12 protein-coding genes and 1 pseudogene are annotated in these 17,887 nt (G+C 61.4%); 6 read left to right on the forward strand and 7 right to left on the reverse strand.

The features are described 5' to 3' along the window. The coding region (locus FNJ47_RS50620; RefSeq protein ID WP_206685379.1) for a glycosyltransferase at nt 1–388 on the reverse strand (388 nt) is incomplete at its 3' end. Nucleotides 389–412: 24 nt separating this feature from the next. On the opposite strand from FNJ47_RS50620, the gene FNJ47_RS34575 reads away from it, so the two are divergent. From FNJ47_RS34575 to FNJ47_RS34595, 5 genes are all read left to right on the forward strand, one after another. Further along, nucleotides 413–1,576 (forward strand): glycosyltransferase family 2 protein, encoded by a 1,164-nt coding sequence (locus FNJ47_RS34575; RefSeq protein ID WP_236000263.1) that lies wholly within the window; start codon nt 413–415, stop codon nt 1,574–1,576. Continuing rightward, entirely contained in the window at nt 1,573–4,512 is a 2,940-nt protein-coding gene (locus FNJ47_RS34580) for a trifunctional glycosyltransferase/class I SAM-dependent methyltransferase/polysaccharide deacetylase (protein ID WP_163160382.1), read from the forward strand. Before FNJ47_RS34575 ends, FNJ47_RS34580 begins: the two co-directional genes overlap by 4 nt. Further along, nucleotides 4,509–5,501: a glycosyltransferase family 2 protein gene (locus tag FNJ47_RS34585; RefSeq protein ID WP_163160383.1), complete on the forward strand. Its 993-nt coding sequence runs from the start codon at nt 4,509–4,511 to the stop codon at nt 5,499–5,501. Before FNJ47_RS34580 ends, FNJ47_RS34585 begins: the two co-directional genes overlap by 4 nt. Continuing rightward, nucleotides 5,501–7,333, forward strand: coding sequence for an ABC transporter ATP-binding protein (locus FNJ47_RS34590; RefSeq protein WP_163160384.1), 1,833 nt, complete (start codon nt 5,501–5,503; stop codon nt 7,331–7,333). Before FNJ47_RS34585 ends, FNJ47_RS34590 begins: the two co-directional genes overlap by 1 nt. Before the next feature lie 298 nt (nt 7,334–7,631). After that, the gene (locus FNJ47_RS34595; protein WP_163160385.1) at nt 7,632–11,777 is read left to right on the forward strand and encodes an Ig-like domain-containing protein; all 4,146 of its coding nucleotides are present in this window, start codon (nt 7,632–7,634) and stop codon (nt 11,775–11,777) included. Between the two features lie 83 nt (nt 11,778–11,860). On the opposite strand, the gene FNJ47_RS34600 is transcribed toward FNJ47_RS34595, so the two are convergent. Beyond that, complete coding sequence (locus FNJ47_RS34600; RefSeq protein WP_163160386.1) at nt 11,861–13,258, reverse strand: hypothetical protein; 1,398 nt, start codon at nt 13,256–13,258, stop codon at nt 11,861–11,863. Nucleotides 13,259–13,491: 233 nt separating this feature from the next. After that, nucleotides 13,492–14,496, reverse strand: a complete 1,005-nt coding sequence (gene galE / locus FNJ47_RS34605; protein ID WP_163160387.1) for a UDP-glucose 4-epimerase GalE — start codon at nt 14,494–14,496, stop codon at nt 13,492–13,494. A gap of 425 nt (nt 14,497–14,921) precedes the next feature. On the opposite strand from galE, the gene FNJ47_RS34610 reads away from it, so the two are divergent. Continuing rightward, nucleotides 14,922–16,334, forward strand: a complete 1,413-nt coding sequence (locus tag FNJ47_RS34610) for a mannose-1-phosphate guanylyltransferase/mannose-6-phosphate isomerase (protein WP_163160388.1) — start codon at nt 14,922–14,924, stop codon at nt 16,332–16,334. 97 nt (nt 16,335–16,431) lie between these two features. On the opposite strand, the gene FNJ47_RS34615 is transcribed toward FNJ47_RS34610, so the two are convergent. The 4 genes and pseudogenes from FNJ47_RS34615 to FNJ47_RS34625 form a co-directional block, all read right to left on the reverse strand. Next, a complete protein-coding gene (locus FNJ47_RS34615) occupies nt 16,432–16,812 on the reverse strand; it encodes a hypothetical protein (RefSeq protein WP_175068457.1) in 381 nt (126 codons plus the stop codon). A 242-nt stretch (nt 16,813–17,054) separates the two neighbouring features. Next, complete coding sequence (locus FNJ47_RS54010; RefSeq protein WP_347341748.1) at nt 17,055–17,288, reverse strand: HAD hydrolase-like protein; 234 nt, start codon at nt 17,286–17,288, stop codon at nt 17,055–17,057. Then, a complete protein-coding gene (locus tag FNJ47_RS34620; protein ID WP_347341749.1) occupies nt 17,207–17,596 on the reverse strand; it encodes a D-glycero-alpha-D-manno-heptose-1,7-bisphosphate 7-phosphatase in 390 nt (129 codons plus the stop codon). Before FNJ47_RS34620 ends, FNJ47_RS54010 begins: the two co-directional genes overlap by 82 nt. A gap of 179 nt (nt 17,597–17,775) precedes the next feature. Next, nucleotides 17,776–17,887: pseudogene (locus tag FNJ47_RS34625) on the reverse strand (IS5/IS1182 family transposase); the annotation flags it as partial.

A 17,887-nucleotide genomic window follows, 5' to 3' on the forward strand; every position in this document is an offset into this window, starting at 1 on the left:
ATGCACCCGGTCCGTCGGATCGAAGCGGAATGAAGCGGGGGTCCCGCGCGGCATATCCGGCAACGATTGCCGGCGTTGCATCCACGGAGCCGTCGTCAACGATCTGGCGCGAGCCCACGTGCTTGCAGGCGAAATGCTGCTCGAGCGGCGTGGCACCCATGTGTTCAATCTGGGAACCGGCGTCGGCACGAGCGTGCTTGAATTGATCAAGGCGGTGAAGCGCGCCGCCGGGCGAGAGCCGGTCGTGCGCCGTGGCGAGCGCCGGGTAGGCGATCCCGCCAGGCTCGTTGCATCGTTCGCGAAGGCCGAGCGAGAGCTCGACTGGCGACCGCAGCAATCCGATATCGATTTCATCATCAAGACTGCACTTGAGTGGCGAGATCGCCATCCGCCGGCCTGACGCAGCAACGAAATGACCATGCTCCCTTCTATCGCAGACCTGCCGCTAGGCGAGGGGGTCACGCATGTCGCGGTGACGTCGCCTGCGGACATTGTCGGAGCTGGATTGCGCGACGGCATGACCGTGTTCTGGCACGGCGACCGGCCGATCGGTCACGTGCTGATGCATGAGGGATGGCAGATCGGCTCCCACATCGATCACATCGACGCCGACTTTCTCCCGGCTATCGGGCACGAGTTGCAGAGACAAGTCAGGCCGACTGTCTCGGCAAGCGTCGTGATCTGTACGCGGGACCGACCGGACCAACTCGCCGCATGCCTTGCGTCATTGCCACAGCAAAGCTACCGGCCGCGTGAGATCATCGTCGTCGATAATGCGTCATCGGATCGGCGTACGCACGATGTCGCGTTGGCGGCGGGAGTGATCTACATACGCGAAGACAGGCCAGGGCTCGATATCGCCCGTAATGCTGGTGTGCTTCGTGCAACCGGCGACATCGTGGCCTTCACCGACGACGACGTCTTGCTTCATCCGAAGTGGCTGGAGCGGCTGGTGGCGGCATTCGATCGGCCGCAAGTCGCCGCCGTGACCGGGCTCGTCCTTCCGGCAGAACTCGCGACCGAGGCGCAGCGTCACTTCGAGACCTATTGGGGATTTGGCAAGGGCTACCTGGAGCGCGATTTCGACAGTTCTAGCTTCAAGTCGCATCGGAGGGACGCGTTTCCGGCGTGGGAAATCGGTGCTGGGGCCAGCATGGCGTTTCGCCGCGACGTGTTCGAGCGGATCGGTTTGTTCGACGAACGTCTCGACGTCGGCCAGGCCGGATGTTCCGGCGATTCGGAATATTGGTACAGGCTACTCGCAAACGGCTACACCTGCCGCTACGCACCGTCTTCCGTTGCGTTCCACGTTCATCGACGCACGATCGAGGGGCTCGCGAGCCAGATCTTTTACTACATGCGGGGCCATGTCGCGGCGCTGCTGGTCCAACACGAGCGAACAGCTCTCCAGGGGAACCGGGTGCGTGCGTACCTGTATCTTCCGACATGGTATGCTTACCGACTGCTTCGCGGGGCGATCGGTCGCAAGCGTATCGCCGACCGGTTCCTCAAGGAGGAGATCGCCGGCTGTGCGTCAGGAGTCCGCTTCTATCACAGCAAGGGGAAGCGCGAATGACGGCCGGTTCACTTACCTCGATCGTAATCCCCTCGCGCGATGCCGAGCAGACCATCGCTAGAACGGTCGAAAGCTTGTTGGCCCAAACCGATCCAGGATGGGAAGCGCTGATCGTTGACGACGGCTCCGTGGATGCAACGCCGGCAATCGTTGCCGGATATGCCGCGCGGGACCCCCGCTTCATTCCGCTTCGATCCGACGGACCGGGTGCATCGGCGGCTCGCAATGTCGGCCTATCCCGCGCAAATGGCGAACGGATTCTGTTTCTCGACAGCGACGATTGGATTGACCCGCAATTTCTGATCAAGATGAACGCTGCGATGGATGACAATCCCTCGGCGATCGCCGCTTGCTGCGATCATTGTCGCGTGATGCCTGATGGCGGCCAAACGCCTCGCTATAGCAATGCAGCGGTTGCGGCCAATCCATTCGAAGCGTTCGCGCGCAGTTGTCCCGTGGCGGTTCACAGCGTTCTTGTCAAAAAACGCGCAGTCATGGGCGTTGGCGGCTTTGACGCCAACCTTCGTACGTGCGAGGAATGGGATCTCTGGCAGCGGATTGCGCGAACCGGCGGTAACTGGATTCATGTCGATGAGCTGCTCAGCTACTATTGGTCGAGCGAGCATTCGCTGTCCGGTAACGTCCAGCAGATGTTGGCTGACGGGACCGCCGTTATTGCGCGAGGATTTTCCACCGACCAGCGGGTGAAGAAGCCAGCGCTGGAACATCGGAACGGAGCATCTGGTGCCGGCGGCAGGCCGCAGGCGGCAGCGCATGCCTATTTTGTACTTTGGTGCTGGGGCATTGATTGCGGGCGAGGAAGGGAGAACCGCCTTCCCAGAGAGGTGCTTGCCGACATACCGCAATCGGCCACCACGGCGGACCAGATCGCCTCTTGCCTGCTCGACGCAATCTCGGTGGGGGCTCGTGCATCGCCGGAGAGATTGGCCGGTCGCTGGCGGCAATTCGGTGCCCATGTGACCAAGCTGATCACTGCAATCGGAAAGGTCTGGAATGACCCGGGCGAAGCCCGAAGGACCCAGTATCGATTCGAGCGCGTGCTGCTCGACTATGATGACCTGTCGGCGCCGCGCGAGCTCGCCTTGACGCTGGGCGTCCGCGTCGATCTTAGGCAACCTCCCGCGTTTTGTCCGCCCCAACATGTGGACCGGCTCTACGCTTACATTTGCGATGGACCGCAAGTCCTGGCTTTGCTCGATGTCGGATTGCTCGGGGCGGTGGATTTCGAGTTCTGGGTGAAGCTGGTTCGCGAACACCTTGCGCACCTGCCGGAAGGGGTGGGCAGGCGTTGGCGACTTCGACATCTGAGCCGGCTCGCCAAGGTGATAGAGCGAATTGGGCGACTTGCGCGGGGTGGGCCCGATAGTCACCAGCATCGGCTGCAGGTGTTGCAGGGGCGCATGTCCAGCGAAGTCAAACCGCGGTTTGCGTCAAGCGAGCCCGCTCCGGACAAAAGCGAGAGCCATGCGCTTGAAGGAGGTCCACGCGACGTTGGACGCGAGTTGTTCTGGGAAAGGTTCTTCGAGAGGGAAGACCCGTGGAACTATAGTTCGCCCTACGAGCAGGAGAAGTACCGACGGCAACTGGAATTGTTGCCGCCTGAGCGGCCGGAACGTGCGATCGAGCTGGCGTGCGCGGAAGGGCATTTTAGTTGGCAACTGGCGCCAAGGGTCGGACACCTCACGGCATCCGATATTTCATCGACCGCGCTGGAGCGGGCGCGCATGCGTTGCCAAGGGATCCGCAATGTGGATTTCGCCAAGCTCGACCTGTCCGCCGACCGTCTCCCCGATGCGATGGATCTCATCTGCTGCTCCGAGGTGCTCTACTACCTGGATGACGAAGCCGAACTGGCGCGTGTCGTGCAAAGAATTGCGCAAGCCTTGCGTCCCGGCGGTCATCTCATCTCGGCTCATAGTTACGTCCTGAAGGACGACACCTCCCGTACCGGATTTGATTGGGAAAGTCCGTACGGGGCCGAGACGATTGCACGGGTGATGGCGCGGTTGCCCGAGCTTGCGCTTGAGGCATCGGTGCAGACCGAACTCTATCGCGTCGATCGCTACAAGCGCCTTACGCCTGGCGAGATGAGGCCCGACCCGCAGGTGACGACCGCCGTTATCGATGCACCGATCGAAAGCGAGGTTGCGCGATTTGTCGTGCGGCATGGCGCCGTCAGGCGGCGATCGGAGGTTCGGCAATCGGAGCGGCGCTCGCACGTTCCGGTCTTGATGTACCATCGAATCGCAACCGATGGGCCGGAGCAGCTTGCGCGCTATCGCGTCGATCCGGATCTCTTTGCGGACCAGATGCTGTGGCTGCGGAGAAATGGCTACCACACGATCAACTCGGAGCAGCTCGCATGGTTTGTTGCCAACAACTACCCCTTTGAGGGCAGGCCGCTGGTGATCACATTCGACGATGGATATCAGGACTTTGCCGAACAGGCGTGGCCCATACTGAAATCCAATGACCTTTCCGCGGAGGTGTTCATCGTCACCGATCTGGTTGGCGCGCGAGCCGAATGGGATGCATCGTTCGGAACGCCAGCACCGCTGATGGATGTCGACAGGATCATCGCACTTGCCGGAGAAGGCGCGATGTTTGGCAGTCACCTCGCACGCCATCCACGAAGCGACGGGCTTTCAAGCGCAGAACTTGCGGAAGAACTGTTGCGGTCCCGCATACAGCTAGAGACTTGGCTGGAGCGACCGATGACGTCGCTTGCGGCTCCATTTGGATGCACCGACCAGCGGCTTAGAATTCTCGCGGCGGAGTGCGGTTATAAGGCGATATTCAACACGGTCGATCGGGCCGTCGGGTTGCAGGATGATCTACTCGACCTTCCGCGCATCGAGGTGAGAGGCGACCATGGTCTGGGGGCATTTGTGCACTGCTTGGAGCGGTATCAATGAGTACAAATGCGTGCCTGGTCAGTGTCGTCATTCCAGCGTTCAACGCCGAGGCGACGATCGATGAGACGCTTCGCAGCGTCCGGTCGCAGTCGCACCATCAGCTTGAAATCATCGTGGTGGACGATGGATCCACCGATGACACGCTCGCGGTCGCGGAGCGGCATGCGGATTGCGATGCGCGCATTACGATCATCAGGCAGGACAACGCCGGCGTCGCGGCCGCTCGCAACGCCGGCTGGCAAGCCGCGCGTGCGGAGTTCATCGCGTTTATCGATGCCGACGATCTGTGGGCGCCGGGCAAGGTTGAACGGCAGCTCCAGGCCATGATCGACGGGGGGGGGCGAACAGGTCTCGTCTATAGCTGGTACGCCTGGATCGATGCCAAGAGCCGCGTGAGCGTGAAGTCCGATCCGGTGTTTCATGCCGGCGAAGTGCTGGATTATTTGTTCGAGGGCAACTTCATCGGTAACGGAAGTGCGGCGATGGTTCGCAGGGAAGCCCTGATCACGGCACGCGGATTCGAGAGCGGCCTCCGGGCATCGGGTGCTCAGGGCTGCGAAGATCTGCTGTTCTATTGCCGCGTCGCGGAAACCTATCGCTTCGCCGTGGTGCCGGAATATCAGATCGGTTACCGCTACCTGCCGAACAACATGTCTAGCGACATGACGCGCATGTTCCGCTCCTGGATGCTGGTCGCCGAGGAGATGGCGGCCCGGCATCCCGATCGCGTCGCCTTGCTGGACCGCGGAATCTGCAACTACGCCCGGTGGCTGCTTCGAAGAGCGCTGGCCGGCGGCCGCTTGCGGTACTTTGTGTCGGTCCTCTTGCTGCTATTCCGACGGAACCCGTCACTGGCTGTCAAGGTGGCAGCGCTTGGTCTGCCGCGGGATATCGTCTCCGCGACATGGTGGACGTTCCGCAGCCTGCGACACAGAGAGCTCCGACGGCCCTTGCCGTCGTTCTTGATCGGCGACCCCAGTCAATCCTGATGGCAGAAAACACGGACGACATGAAGAGGCCGAGAGCCGCGCGGCGCGCGGCACTGGCCGAGCTGTGGCGGCTGCTCAAGGTGGCCCCGCTGCCGCGTTTGGCTACGCCGCTGCTGATCGTGCTTGGCGTGGCTTCATCGCTGGCGGAGACCATCGGGATAACGCTCGTGTTGCTCTTCTTCTACCTCGCTATGGGCCAGGTCGAGCTCGCGACGTCGACGAGCGGCGTGTTGGGCGATGCGCTTCGGCATGCGACCGGCTGGTTTCACAGCTCGACTGAAACCGCTCTGGTGGTACTTCTTCTCATCATAGTGCGTGGCGCGCTGGCCTTCGCCAATACGCTGATCAGCGCACATGTTGGCGAGCAGATCAACGAAGTCGCGCGCAACCGCGTCCATCTGCAGTATCTGTCGACCTCATACTCGTTCTTTCAGCGTCATGATGAGGCCTACCTGATGGAGGTCCTCGGGACCGAAACATGGTTGATCTCCGGGGCGTACAGCAGCCTTACCCGGATCATCGTCAGCTCCTGTTCGATCTTTCTCTTCCTGTCGTTTCTCCTTGCGCTCTCGGTGAAGATTACGGTGATGGCCGTCGCAGCTTCGATGGTCGTATCAGCCGGAATGCGTCATCTTTCCAGGCCGATGCAGCAGCTGGGTAGCGGAGTGAAGCTGGTTCATCAGAGACTGGGAGAGCACATGCTGATGACGCTTCAGGGCATGCGGACGATCCGTGCGTATGGCCAGGAGAAGGTGCATCAGGAGCGCTTCGAGGGCGCATCGGCGGAAGCGCGCCGGGTCGCACTGGGACTTGCTCGTCTGTCAGCATTGGTGTCTCCGCTTACGGAAGTCGGATATCTCGTGGTGCTTTGCCTTGTCATTGCGTCCGCCAACATGTGGGGAATCGGGTTCGCTACCAGTCTTACCGCGGTTGCCTTGCTCTACCGACTGCAGCCGCATATGCGCGAGCTGGAGACAAGCCTGTTATACATGGCGCAGATTGAGCCGCAATTGCGTTCCATCCGCCTCATGCTGGCGAAGGACGACAAGGAATATCCGAAGCCTGGACATCTCGCGATTAGCAGGCTGGTCGACAAGATCTCGTTCCGCAACGTGACCTTCCGGTACGATGCCCGATCCGATTCGGCGCTTCGCGACGTCTCCTTCGACATTCCGGTGGGCAAGATCACCGCGCTCGTCGGCGCGAGCGGGGCGGGCAAGACCACGATCGTGAACCTTCTGCTGGGTCTTTATTCGGCGACCGAGGGATGCATCCGGGTTGATGATCGTCCTATCGGGGATCTTCGCCGAACGGAATGGCTTGGCCTGCTCGCGATTGCCGGCCAGGACGTGGACCTTGTCGAAGGCACCGTGATCGACAATGTGCGCATGTCCAAGAACGACGCGTCGGAGGCGGAGATTTTGGACGCGCTGCGCGTTGCTGGGATCTCGGAAATCGTCGAAGCGTTGCCCGACAAATACGACTCGTGGATCGGACAGCGCGGCACGCGCTTTTCGGGCGGGCAGCGCCAGCGTCTTGGCCTCGCCCGCGCGATCGTGCGCAAGCCCGAGTTTCTGATTCTTGACGAGGCCATGAGCGCTCTCGATCGCTCGCTGGAGGAGAGCGTCAAGGCTGCGATCCAGCAGCAGCTCGACGGTCGGACGTTGCTGCTCATTACCCACCGCCTGGAATCGGTGCTCGACGCGGATCACGTGATATGCCTCGAGGCCGGCCGGGTTTGCGCGGAAGGACCTCCGGCGACGCTGCTGACGGACTCCAGCAATCTTTTTTCGAGGAACCTTCGCATGGGGATCGTCCGGGCCGGACCTTGACCGTCGCACGACGAACTCAGCACGGATCATGAGGCCGAAAGTTCCGCGATTGTGCACGCCGACGCCGCGCGATCATCTCTGCACCGTAGCACTACCGGTTAGATCAAGTCCGGGAGCTCGGCTACAGAGCGCGGCGTGAACTGCGCGCTTGTTGATCGCGCTGTTCCCGCAGAGGAACTTCCCGCAACTCATTTGCACGTTGGTCCGTGCATTCGCACGCATGCTTCAATTTGTTTCGAAGTTCGTAAACCCGCTTGAACGGCTTCGTGATGGGTGTGAGTGAAGGAGCACCACAGCCATGACAGTGAACCCAACCCGCGCGAGCGTCATCGTCGGAACTTCCGGATCGGACATTCCCTTCGGAGGCACGGAAAACGATCTTCTTGCAAGCGGAGCAGGCAGCGACATGTTCGTTCTCCCGAGCGAGAGCGGCTCCGACACCATCGGCGAATTCGGGACGAACGCAGGCGGCGACGTCCCGTTTATGCAGGACGACGCCATAGCAACCTTTGCTGGTATGCCGGCAACCGCCGAGCAGGCGGACACTGATATGGTCGTAACGCTGTCCCGCGGCGACGCGCCCTCGTCTTCGGCGGCCGAGAATGTCGGCAATCCGGTTCCAGCAAATAACGCGCTCCACGCGGCCACGGAGGTCGGCGAACCCGCTGGTCACAGCAGCAGCATCGACGTTGCGCTCGATGGCTCTTCTGGGGCAGCCATCGAGGCAGCTACGATCGATGCGGGCAAAAGCCTTGAATTGAGCGGAGCATATTCCGGATCAATTACATTCGTCGGCGCAACTGGCACCCTGATCCTGGATCACGCGTCTGCATTTTCCGGGAAGATATTCAATCTGACAGGTGACGGTAATCCGCTCAGTTCGGACCAAATCGATTTGAGGGATATCGCATTCGGATCCGGAACAACGGTTTCGTACGCCGGCCACTCATCAGGCGGCGTCCTGACCGTCAGCGATACGCAGGATCACGTCGCACATTTTTCCCTCGTGGGGAACTACACGAATTCAACGTTTCATTTGTCGAGCGACGGCAGCGGCGGCACCACGGTGATCGATCCTCCGATCACGCCGTATGCCCTCGGTGTCGACGTCGGGAATCCAAACGTTTCCGATCCGACCGAAGAAGCGGCCTTCGAAGCCAACTTCAATGGCTTCACCAGCTTGATGGGCGCCAAGCCGCAATATCTGGATCAGTTTGGCGATCAGACCCAACCCATCTCGCAATGGGTCTCGCAGTCAGGGTGGGACGCTACGTCCGTTGCGCAATCTGCCGTCCTCAAGGGTGTCATTCCGGTCATTGGATTGCCGATGAGCTCCACGGCTGCGGGCTCTGGAACTGCGGATCAGCAGTACCATGCCTTTGCGGCGGGAACATATGACTCGGTCCTGCAGGGCATGGTGAAGGCGTGGGCTGACAATGGCTCGACGACACAAATCTGGCGGGTCGGCTGGGAGATGAACATCAGCACCATGCCGTCCTATGCCGGCAACGATGCCGCCACGCAGGCAGAGTGGGTCAAGGCCTATCAGCACATCTACACTGTATTGCACGCCGCGGCCCAGGCAGATGGTGTCAACCTCCAGGTGATGTGGAATCCGGGCGTGGTCAACTACAGCGATTCCGGCAACGCCATACAGACCGTCTACCCCGGCAACCAATATGTCGACATGATCGGTGCAGACGTCTACGGCGACTTGTATCCCTATGGCGACCACACGCATCTGTACGATTGGGACCTGAGCGGACAGATGCTCAACTCGCGCAATCCCGTGTACGACAGCAGCCTTCAACAGTGGGCGGCCGATCCCGTCAACCTCATGCACTACTATAGCTACCCGGCCTCCGATCAATGGTCGCTCGACGGTAGCGTAGGTCATGCGACGACACTGCAGCAGCTGATCGACCTGTCAAAATCGACGGGCAAGCCGTTGGCCATTGCCGAGACCGGTGCGGGCAACACAACCGACGGCGCGGGCGTCGTCGACAATCCGACATTCGTTCAATGGCTCTCGCAAACCCTGCAGCAATCCGGGGCGAACATCAGTTTCGTGAACATTTGGGACTCCAACGGCGGCGGGAGTTACCAGTTTTCAAACGCCTCCAACGGCAAACCGCTCGAGGCTGCCGCGTGGGCCAACTATTTCGGTGCCGCATCTGTTGCTGCACCCACCATCACGTCGTTCTCGCCCGACAGCAATGTGGTCGGTGACGGCATCACCAACGCCAATCAGCTCACTCTGATGGGAACCGCGACGGCCGACAGCACCGTGGAGGTGTTCGACGGTACAGCTCAGATTGGGACCGTCACGGCCAATGCGAATGGTTCGTGGTTCTTCGCCACCGCGCCGTTGCCCGATGGCAGCCACGCCTTCACAGCGGAAGACGTGGATGCGGCCGGAAGGGTCAGTGCAGCCTCCGCGGCGCTCAACGTCACTGTCGACACCGTGGCGCCCGGCGCTCCGACCGTCAGCTCGTTTTCGCCTGACAGCAACATCACCGGCGATGGCATTACCAACGCCAATCAACTGACCTTGACGGGCACTTCGGAGGCAGGCAGCAACATCTTGATATTTGATGGGTCGACACAGATCGGCTCGGCTGCCGCTGACGTCAATGGCAACTGGTCGTTTGTGACCGGTGCACTGGTCGACGGCACTCATGCCTTTACAAGCAAAGCGGTAGATGCGGCCGGCAATGTGAGCGCGACATCGGCAGCGTTGAACGTCACGGTCGACACCGTTGCGCCCAATGCTCCGACGATCGTTTCAGGCACGCCCGCCTCGTCGAACATGGTGCTGGTCTCCGGAACGGCGGAAGCCGGCAGTACGATCAACTTGTACGAAGGAATCACGCTGCTTGGTACCGCGGTGACCGCGTCCAATGGGGTCTGGAATATCACGACCGGGTCCCTCACGCAGGGCGTTCACGTGTTCACCGCCACGGTAACCGACGTGGCTGGCAATTTGAGCGGATCTTCGGCTGCTTTCGATCCGGTCGTCGGCACCCTGATCGAGTCGGCCGGAGTGACCGATCTGACCACTGTCGGAAAAGACTATTATCTCTCCACCGGCGGCAACGACGTCGTGCTGAAATATGCCGGAGCGCCGGTCGCTACGGGGCAGTTTGGCACGTGGTCGCCGGTCGCCGCGGAGGCGACCTCGAGCGGCTATGACATCGCCTGGAAGGATTCGGTCAGCGGCAATTTCGCGGTCTGGACCACCGACAGCAATGCCAACTTCGTGTCCAAGATTCTGAGCAACGTATCCGGAACCAGTTCGGCACTCGAATCGATCGAACAGGTCTTCCACCAGGACCTGAATGGCGATCGTGTGATCGGCGTTCCGCCGGTTGCCTCGACGCCAATACCAGCGACCACGTCGATCGAGGCATCCGGCACGACCAGTCTGGATAAACTCGGCAGCTACTACCTGCTAGATTCGATCGGGAGCAGCAGCGAAGGACCCACGTTGAAATACGCCGGTGCCGCCGTCGTCGCCGGTCAATTCGGCATCTGGTCGCCGATCGGCGCGGAGGCGACCTCGAGCGGCTACGACGTCGCCTGGAAGGATTCCGTCAGCGGCAACTACTCGGTGTGGACCACCGACAGCAACGGCAACTTCGCCTCCAAGATTATCGGCAGCGTGTCTGGAACCGATGCGTCACTCAAGGCGATCGAGAGCGTCTTCCACCAGGACCTTAACGGCGATGGCGTGATCGACACGGCATCGACGGTCCTCGATATTTCCGGAAAGCTCGTTCTGCCCCTGGCCAATATGATCCAGCCGGCCACGATCGAAGCCGGGGCCAAGCTCGAACTAGCCGGCGCCGTTTCCGGATCGATCACCTTCAATGCAGCGACCGGCACGCTGGTGCTCGATCACGCGTCGCAGTTTACCGGCAAGCTGATCCATCTGAGCGGCGACGGGACCGCGTCCAATTCGAACCAGATCGACTTGAAGGACATTGCTTTCGGGTCCGCAACGTCCGCGTCCTATTCAGGAGACACGACCGGTGGCGTGCTGACCGTGACCGATGCTCAAAGCCACACGGCGCACCTTTCGCTGGTCGGTGACTACGCGCATTCGACGTTCAATCTTTCGAACGACGGCAGCGGCGGCACGCTGGTGATCGATCCGCCCAAGGATGGATTTGATTTCGGCTCGGTTTCGGCGTCACAACCGACGCCGGTGCCCCAAGCTCCGACAGCCGTGCGGTTGGCGGGCGACAGCTTTGCCTTTGATCGTGCCGGTTCATCGGCAAGCACGAGCGAGTTCAACCTTAAACCTGTCAACCACCAAGCGATGCCGCAACTCGACAGTCTGCGGTCGGCCTTGCCGGCGACCGACCATGTCGAGCCCCTCCACGTTACGATATCGCCGGATGCGCACCTCGCGGAGTTTCACAACTTCATGCTTCACCAATAGGGTCGGAAGTCCCTCGACCAACGATGCGCGCAGCCCCGGTCGAAGGCCGGGAAGGTGCGGTCATGTTGCCGGCGCGGAAAGGCTCAAGGCTTCTTGCAATCGGAATAGAAGGTGCCGTTGGTCGTAACGATCCGCTCGATGCACTGCTTGGCATCGGTGACGTCGCCACCGACGGTGAAATCATAGGCCTGGTTCTTCACCACCAGCGCGTAACGGCCTGGCGTCAGCTCAAGCGCGGGGTCTTCGCTGTGCAGCTCGTACATTTCCGAATTGTCGGGCAGTGGCGACACGCGGAACGGGAAAGCGACGTTTCGGATCACCCAGCTATCGCCATCCTCCGGTCGTTTGCCTGCAACCTCGGCGGAGAATTCCCGCGCGACCTTGGCGATCACGCGGACCTCCGCGCGGTCGGCGATGTTGGTCGCCGCGTCGCGGCGGAATACGATGAATTTGGGGTGTCCGCTCGACAGCACCGTGTGGCTTGGCGTTCGCAACGCGGCCGATACGGCAACACGGATATCTGGAGGACGACCGGGCAGTAGTTGCAACTCGCTCAGGGAATCGCCCTCGATCGCATAGACTCCGTAATCCATCGGTCGCAACGGATTGGGCTTCGGGGGTGGGGCCGGAACTGCGGCCGTGACCGCTGCCATCGGCGTGCGCGCTTGGAAGGGGACCGCGACCTGCTCTTGCGGGTGCGACCAGTGCTGCACCCAGGATGCCAGCCGCTCCTTCTGCTGGACGGCGCCCGCGGCCCCGCCGACGACGAGCAGCGCGGCAATGGTCCGGATAGCGAGTGGCGAAAACGGATGCGGCGACCTTCTGCGCCCCGCCGGAGCGGGATCGATTGAAACGGCCGGCCGTCGGTCGAGGTGCTGCGTGCCACCGGAACCGTCTTCCAGTCTCGGAGCGTCCGGCCGTGCAACGGCGATGTGCTGCCTCGAAAAGTCCTCGACGCCGCGGATGGCGGCTTCGAGCGCCTGCTGTGCCCGCTTGATGTCCTTCTCGTCCGCGGAAGTGAATTGCTCGCGCAGCTTGTAACGGGCGAGATCGTAAACCGCTTGGCGGAGATGCTCGGGGCTATGTTCGACCGTGTCGATCATCCGCGCGATGACAAGCGCAAACTGAATCTCGTTGGAATTGTCCTCCAACGGGCCATCATCGTGCGGCATCAGGTCGCGCGCACTCGCCGAGTCCTGCCGGGTCGTTTGCTGCATGGTTGAAGAGTCAGCCAGCTTCGATCCCCGTTGCCTGGGCTTTTCGCTTGAACCAAATCGCGGCATTTGGACTAGAATATGTGCCAACGATGGCGGCGCGTTGTCAGCGCGGCCTGGCTGGAAGAGGGTTCCATGTTCGGCGACTTGAAGTTCGGATGCACAATGCTCGCGCTGGTATGCTTGGCACTGAGCCTGTTTTCCAATTCGGCTTCGGCGATTACGGCCGAAGTCGCCCGAAAGTGTCATGTGCTGACCGCGGCCCAATTTCCGCCGCGTTTGCCCGGGAACCCGGCGGCGGGAAGCGCCAAAGGATCGGGGCGCGAGCAAATCGACTATTACAACAAATGCGTGGCGAATGGCGGCAAGCCGGACGACGGCGCTGCTCCAAAGTGACCGGCGGGGCGCGATCGATCAGGAAGCGCGCGCGCCGAGAGCTCGCAACCCACGCTTCGCCGGCGGCTCGAGCGCGACGAAAGAGAGAGCAACCGGATGCGACGTCAGACATACCCGCTCGGATTGGTGCTTTGCCATCGCCAGTGATCGGCGCACATCATGTCAAGTGATCGGGTTGCCTTCCAACCGAGCAGCTTGGTGGCGTAGTCGGTCGCGGCATAATAGGCGGCTAGATCGCCGGCGCGACGCGGCTTGATGTCGTAGGGTATCTGCTTTCCGCTCGCCGCTTCGAACGCGCGGATCACCTCGATCACGCTGCTACCCGCGCCCGTGCCCAGATTGACGGCAAAGCATTTCGGACTGCCGAGCAACGAAAGTGCGGAGACGTGGCCGTCGGCCAGATCCATCACATGGATATAATCCCGGACGCCGGTCCCGTCAGGCGTATCGTAATCTCCGCCCCAGACATTGAGCCGCTCACGACGTCCGATCGCGACCTGCGCGACGAACGGCACCAGATTGTTGGGAACGCCTTTCGGGTCCTCGCCGATCAAGCCGCTCTCGTGGGCGCCGACCGGATTGAAGTAGCGCAGGACCGCCACGGCCCAGGTCGGATCGCTCGCATATTGATCGCGGAGCATATCCTCGATCATGAGTTTGGTGCGTCCATAGGGATTGATTGCGTTGAGCGGATGGTCCTCAGTGTAAGGCAGGAATTTCGGCGTGCCGTAGACGGTCGCGGAGGAAGAGAACACGATCTTCTTCACGCCGGTCTTCTGCATGGCGCGGAGCAGCCGGTGCGAGCCGATGACATTCTGGTCGTAATATTCCAGTGGTTGGGCGACCGAGTCTTGCACGGATTTCAGGCCGGCGAAATGCATCACCGCCGTGCACCCGTGTTGCGCGAGGACCTTCTCGATCGCGTCCTGGTCGCGGATATCGGCTTCGACCATCGTCAGCCGCTTGCCGCAGATCTGCTGGACTCGCTCTAGCGCCAGGGGGCTGCTGTTGGAGAAATTGTCCAGGACGACAACCTCCTCACCTGCCGCGAGCAGGGCAACACAAGCATGTGAGCCGATATAGCCGGCGCCTCCAGTTACCAGGATCATTCAGCCTCTCTACGTTGTTGGATTGGATGTTCCGGCTGTGCGCCTCTGGCAGGCCGGTATCGGATAGCCGTCTTCATCACACGGGAAGTTCTTTGCAAAAGTGTAACCGCGTTGAGGATGAACGTCCTTTGTCGGCGTGGACAATACAACGGCATTTCCACGGGTGGAATGGGTAAGCAGCAACTGCGCTGTCCCGCTCGCCCGGGAGGCGTGGGTCGACAGACGAAGACTGCTGACCGAGACAGAAATATGACGGTGCAAGTGTGGTGGCATGGTCCTTGTTCGGCCAACTTTCACAGGGATGAGATCGTCGTCGTCCTTTTTGCGGCAGGCGCGGACGCTTGAATCAACAGAACTCGTGTTGCTGTTGCTGGCACCATTCTTGCTGCGCCATGACGAGATCTTGTCAAGCTTGAGGCATACCGATGGTACGGCAAATTATCCCCCTGATCATGTGCGGCGGCGCCGGCACCCGGCTGTGGCCGGCCTCGCGCGAGGTGCATCCGAAGCAGTTCCTCTCGCTGTTCGGACAACGCTCGACGTTTCAGCAAACGTTGCTGCGCGTGTCGGACGAAAGCCTGTTCGCGCGACCGATGGTGATCACCAACGAAACCTATCGCTTCATGGTGCAGGAGCAACTCGCCGAGATCGGCCGCGAGGCCGACGTGCTGCTGGAGCCGATGCGGCGCGATTCCGGCCCCGCAATTGCGGTCGGCGCCGCGTTCGCGCAAGCGCGTGACGCTGACGCGATCGTGCTGGCGCTCGCCGCCGATCATCTGGTGCGCGATACGCCGGCCTTCGTTGCCGCGTGCCGCGAGGGATTGGTGGCGGCCGAGCAGGGCCGCATCGTGACCTTCGGCGTCAGGCCGGAACGCCCCGCCACCGAATACGGCTACATCAATCCGGGCGAGACCGTCGCCGGCGAGGTGAGGGCGGTGGCAAAATTCGTCGAGAAGCCGGATGCTGCAACCGCGGCTGGCTACATCGATGCCAGCTATCTCTGGAACAGCGGCAACTTCATGTTCCGCGCCGCGGTGCTGCTCGACGAGTACCGCAATGTCGATACCGACAGCGTCGCTTCGGTGGAGGCCTCGGTCGCCAACGCCGAACGCGACCTCGGCTTCGTCAAGCTCGATACGCCGTCCTTTGCCGCGGCGAAGGCGATCTCGATCGACTATGCGGTGATGGAAAAGACCGCGCGCGCGGCGGTGGTGCCGGTAGCCTGCGGCTGGTCCGACATCGGCTCGTGGCGCCAGGTCTGGGAGCTGTCCGAGAAGGACAGCCAGGGCAACGCCTCGTGCGGCATGGCGGTGTTCGAGGATTCCCGCAACTGCAACGTCACCACCGACCGCGCGCTGGTCGCGCTCGAAGGCGTCGACGACCTCGTCGTGGTGGCGACCCAGGACGCCGTGCTGGTGTCGCGGCAGCAGGACGCCAACGGGCTGAAGCGGCTGGTCGCCAAACTGAAGGTGACGGCGCCCGAGGTGACCGAGAGCCACATCAAGGTGCATCGGCCCTGGGGCTCCTACCAGTCGGTCGACAATGGCGACCGCCACCAGGTCAAGCGCATCGTGGTCAAGCCGGGCGGGCGGCTGTCATTGCAGAAGCATTACCACCGCTCCGAGCACTGGATCGTGGTGCGCGGCACCGCGCAGGTCACCGTCAACGAGCTGATCAAGACGGTGCACGAGAACGAGTCGATCTACATCCCGATCGGCGCGGTGCACCGGCTGGAGAATCCCGGCAAGATCCAGCTTGAGCTGATCGAGGTGCAGACCGGCAGCTATCTTGGCGAGGACGACATCATCCGCATCCAGGACGATTACCAGCGGGCCTAGAGCATGATCCGGAAAAGTGCGAAGCGGTTTTCCGAAAAGATCATGCTCAATCGAGGAGCTAAAGCGCGATGAGAATCCAACCGGGTCGCATCGCGCTTTAGCCGTCGCTTTGGCTTCCGAGCCGCAGCCGGCCTGCGCGCATGAAGAACATGCTGAGGTGCCCAAAACCGAGGCCGCTCCAGCCGCCGGCCAGCTTCACGAACGCGTCGAGGAGGCGGGCATGGCGGTCCGGCGTGATCAATTGCAGCGCTTCAAGCCCGAACGCGCCGCAGGACACGATCAGAACGCTGAGGAGCAGCCGATTTGGATAGCTCCATGCGAACATGGCGCCCAAGACCACGAATGCGATCAGCCGCTCAATGCTCGCATGGCCAAACGAGGGACGATCGTAGATCGGCGCCACCGTCGTGATCGCGATCACGATCAGCGCCAGCCAGGCTGCGCAGATCAACAGCCTCCGGATGCCTGCGTCGGTCAAGGCCGATCTCCCCTCGACCAACGCAGCTTGCGAGGCGCAAACGCTATCCTGCCAACGATCGTGTAGAGCCTACAATCCTTCGAAACCAACACCGAAATACTCTATCTGGGGTCATGCGACCGGCATCTCGACCATATAGCCGACCGCGACGCACAAAACGTACAATTGTCCGCACAAGGTAAGCGGCGGCAGGTCCGCCGGACCGGCGTCGATGCCAAGACAAAACGTTCGAAGCAACTGCCTTAGAATGAAGCGCTCGGACGGTCCGGCGTCGCCGCACTCCCGCTCTCACGCAGAAGCTGACCCACAAAGTACTCCAGGTTCCCTCCCGGGAACAAGTGCCCCCTGATGCCGGCGGCCTCGGCGGCTTCGACATCGCTGGCCTTGTCGCCGATCAGAAAGCTTCGCGCGACATCGACGGCATACGGCCGAGCAGCATGCGGAGCATCCCCGGACCTGGTTTGCGGCAAACGCACGCAACGCGATACTGCGCGACGACGGCATTGGGGTGATGCGGGCAGTATTCGAATGCATCGATGCGTGCGCCGACCTTGGCGAGTTCATCGCTCATCCCGCGGTGCAGGACCTCGACGTCGGGTTCGGCATAGAAGCCTCTGGCGACGCCTGACTGGTTCGTGACCACGAAGGCGAGATAGCCGGCATCGTTGACCGTCTTCACCGCCTCGCGCGCGCCCTCGATCCATTGCAGCTTGCCCGGCTCGAACAAATAGCCATGGTCTTCATTGAGAACACCATCGCGATCAAAGAACACTACCGGCTTCATCGAGGTCATCGTATCCAAACTTGGGAGATATCTTCACAAGGAACACAGTGCGCCGCATCGCCGTCATCAAGGGCGTGAGCACTCGCGTATTCCTATCTGTCCGAACAAGAGGCGCAACACAAACTCGGCTGTATCATTGCGGGCGGCGCTGCATCAGAGCGCTATAGGTGGTGTGGACACTAGCGCATCCATAGAACAATGGCAGCGAGAGTGACGACGGCCCGGTAATTCCGGGCCGTTTTTTCGAAGCGGGTTGCGACACGTCGGAACTGCTTGAGCTTTGAGAAGCAG

This window comes from Bradyrhizobium uaiense (genome assembly GCF_010811875.1).
GTDB classification, from domain to species: Bacteria; Pseudomonadota; Alphaproteobacteria; order Rhizobiales; family Xanthobacteraceae; genus Bradyrhizobium; species Bradyrhizobium uaiense.

Excerpts from the sequence above, each read along its gene's own strand:
- FNJ47_RS34575 (WP_236000263.1), top strand. The coding sequence starts at position 413 with ATGACCATGCTCCCTTCTATCGCAGACCTGCCGCTAGGCGAGGGGGTC.
- FNJ47_RS34580 (WP_163160382.1), top strand. The coding sequence starts at position 1,573 with ATGACGGCCGGTTCACTTACCTCGATCGTAATCCCCTCGCGCGATGCC.
- FNJ47_RS34585 (WP_163160383.1), top strand. The coding sequence starts at position 4,509 with ATGAGTACAAATGCGTGCCTGGTCAGTGTCGTCATTCCAGCGTTCAAC.
- FNJ47_RS34590 (WP_163160384.1), top strand. The coding sequence starts at position 5,501 with ATGGCAGAAAACACGGACGACATGAAGAGGCCGAGAGCCGCGCGGCGC.
- FNJ47_RS34595 (WP_163160385.1), top strand. The coding sequence starts at position 7,632 with ATGACAGTGAACCCAACCCGCGCGAGCGTCATCGTCGGAACTTCCGGA.
- galE (WP_163160387.1), bottom strand. The coding sequence starts at position 14,496 with ATGATCCTGGTAACTGGAGGCGCCGGCTATATCGGCTCACATGCTTGT.
- FNJ47_RS34610 (WP_163160388.1), top strand. The coding sequence starts at position 14,922 with ATGGTACGGCAAATTATCCCCCTGATCATGTGCGGCGGCGCCGGCACC.
- FNJ47_RS34620 (WP_347341749.1), bottom strand. The coding sequence starts at position 17,596 with ATGAAGCCGGTAGTGTTCTTTGATCGCGATGGTGTTCTCAATGAAGAC.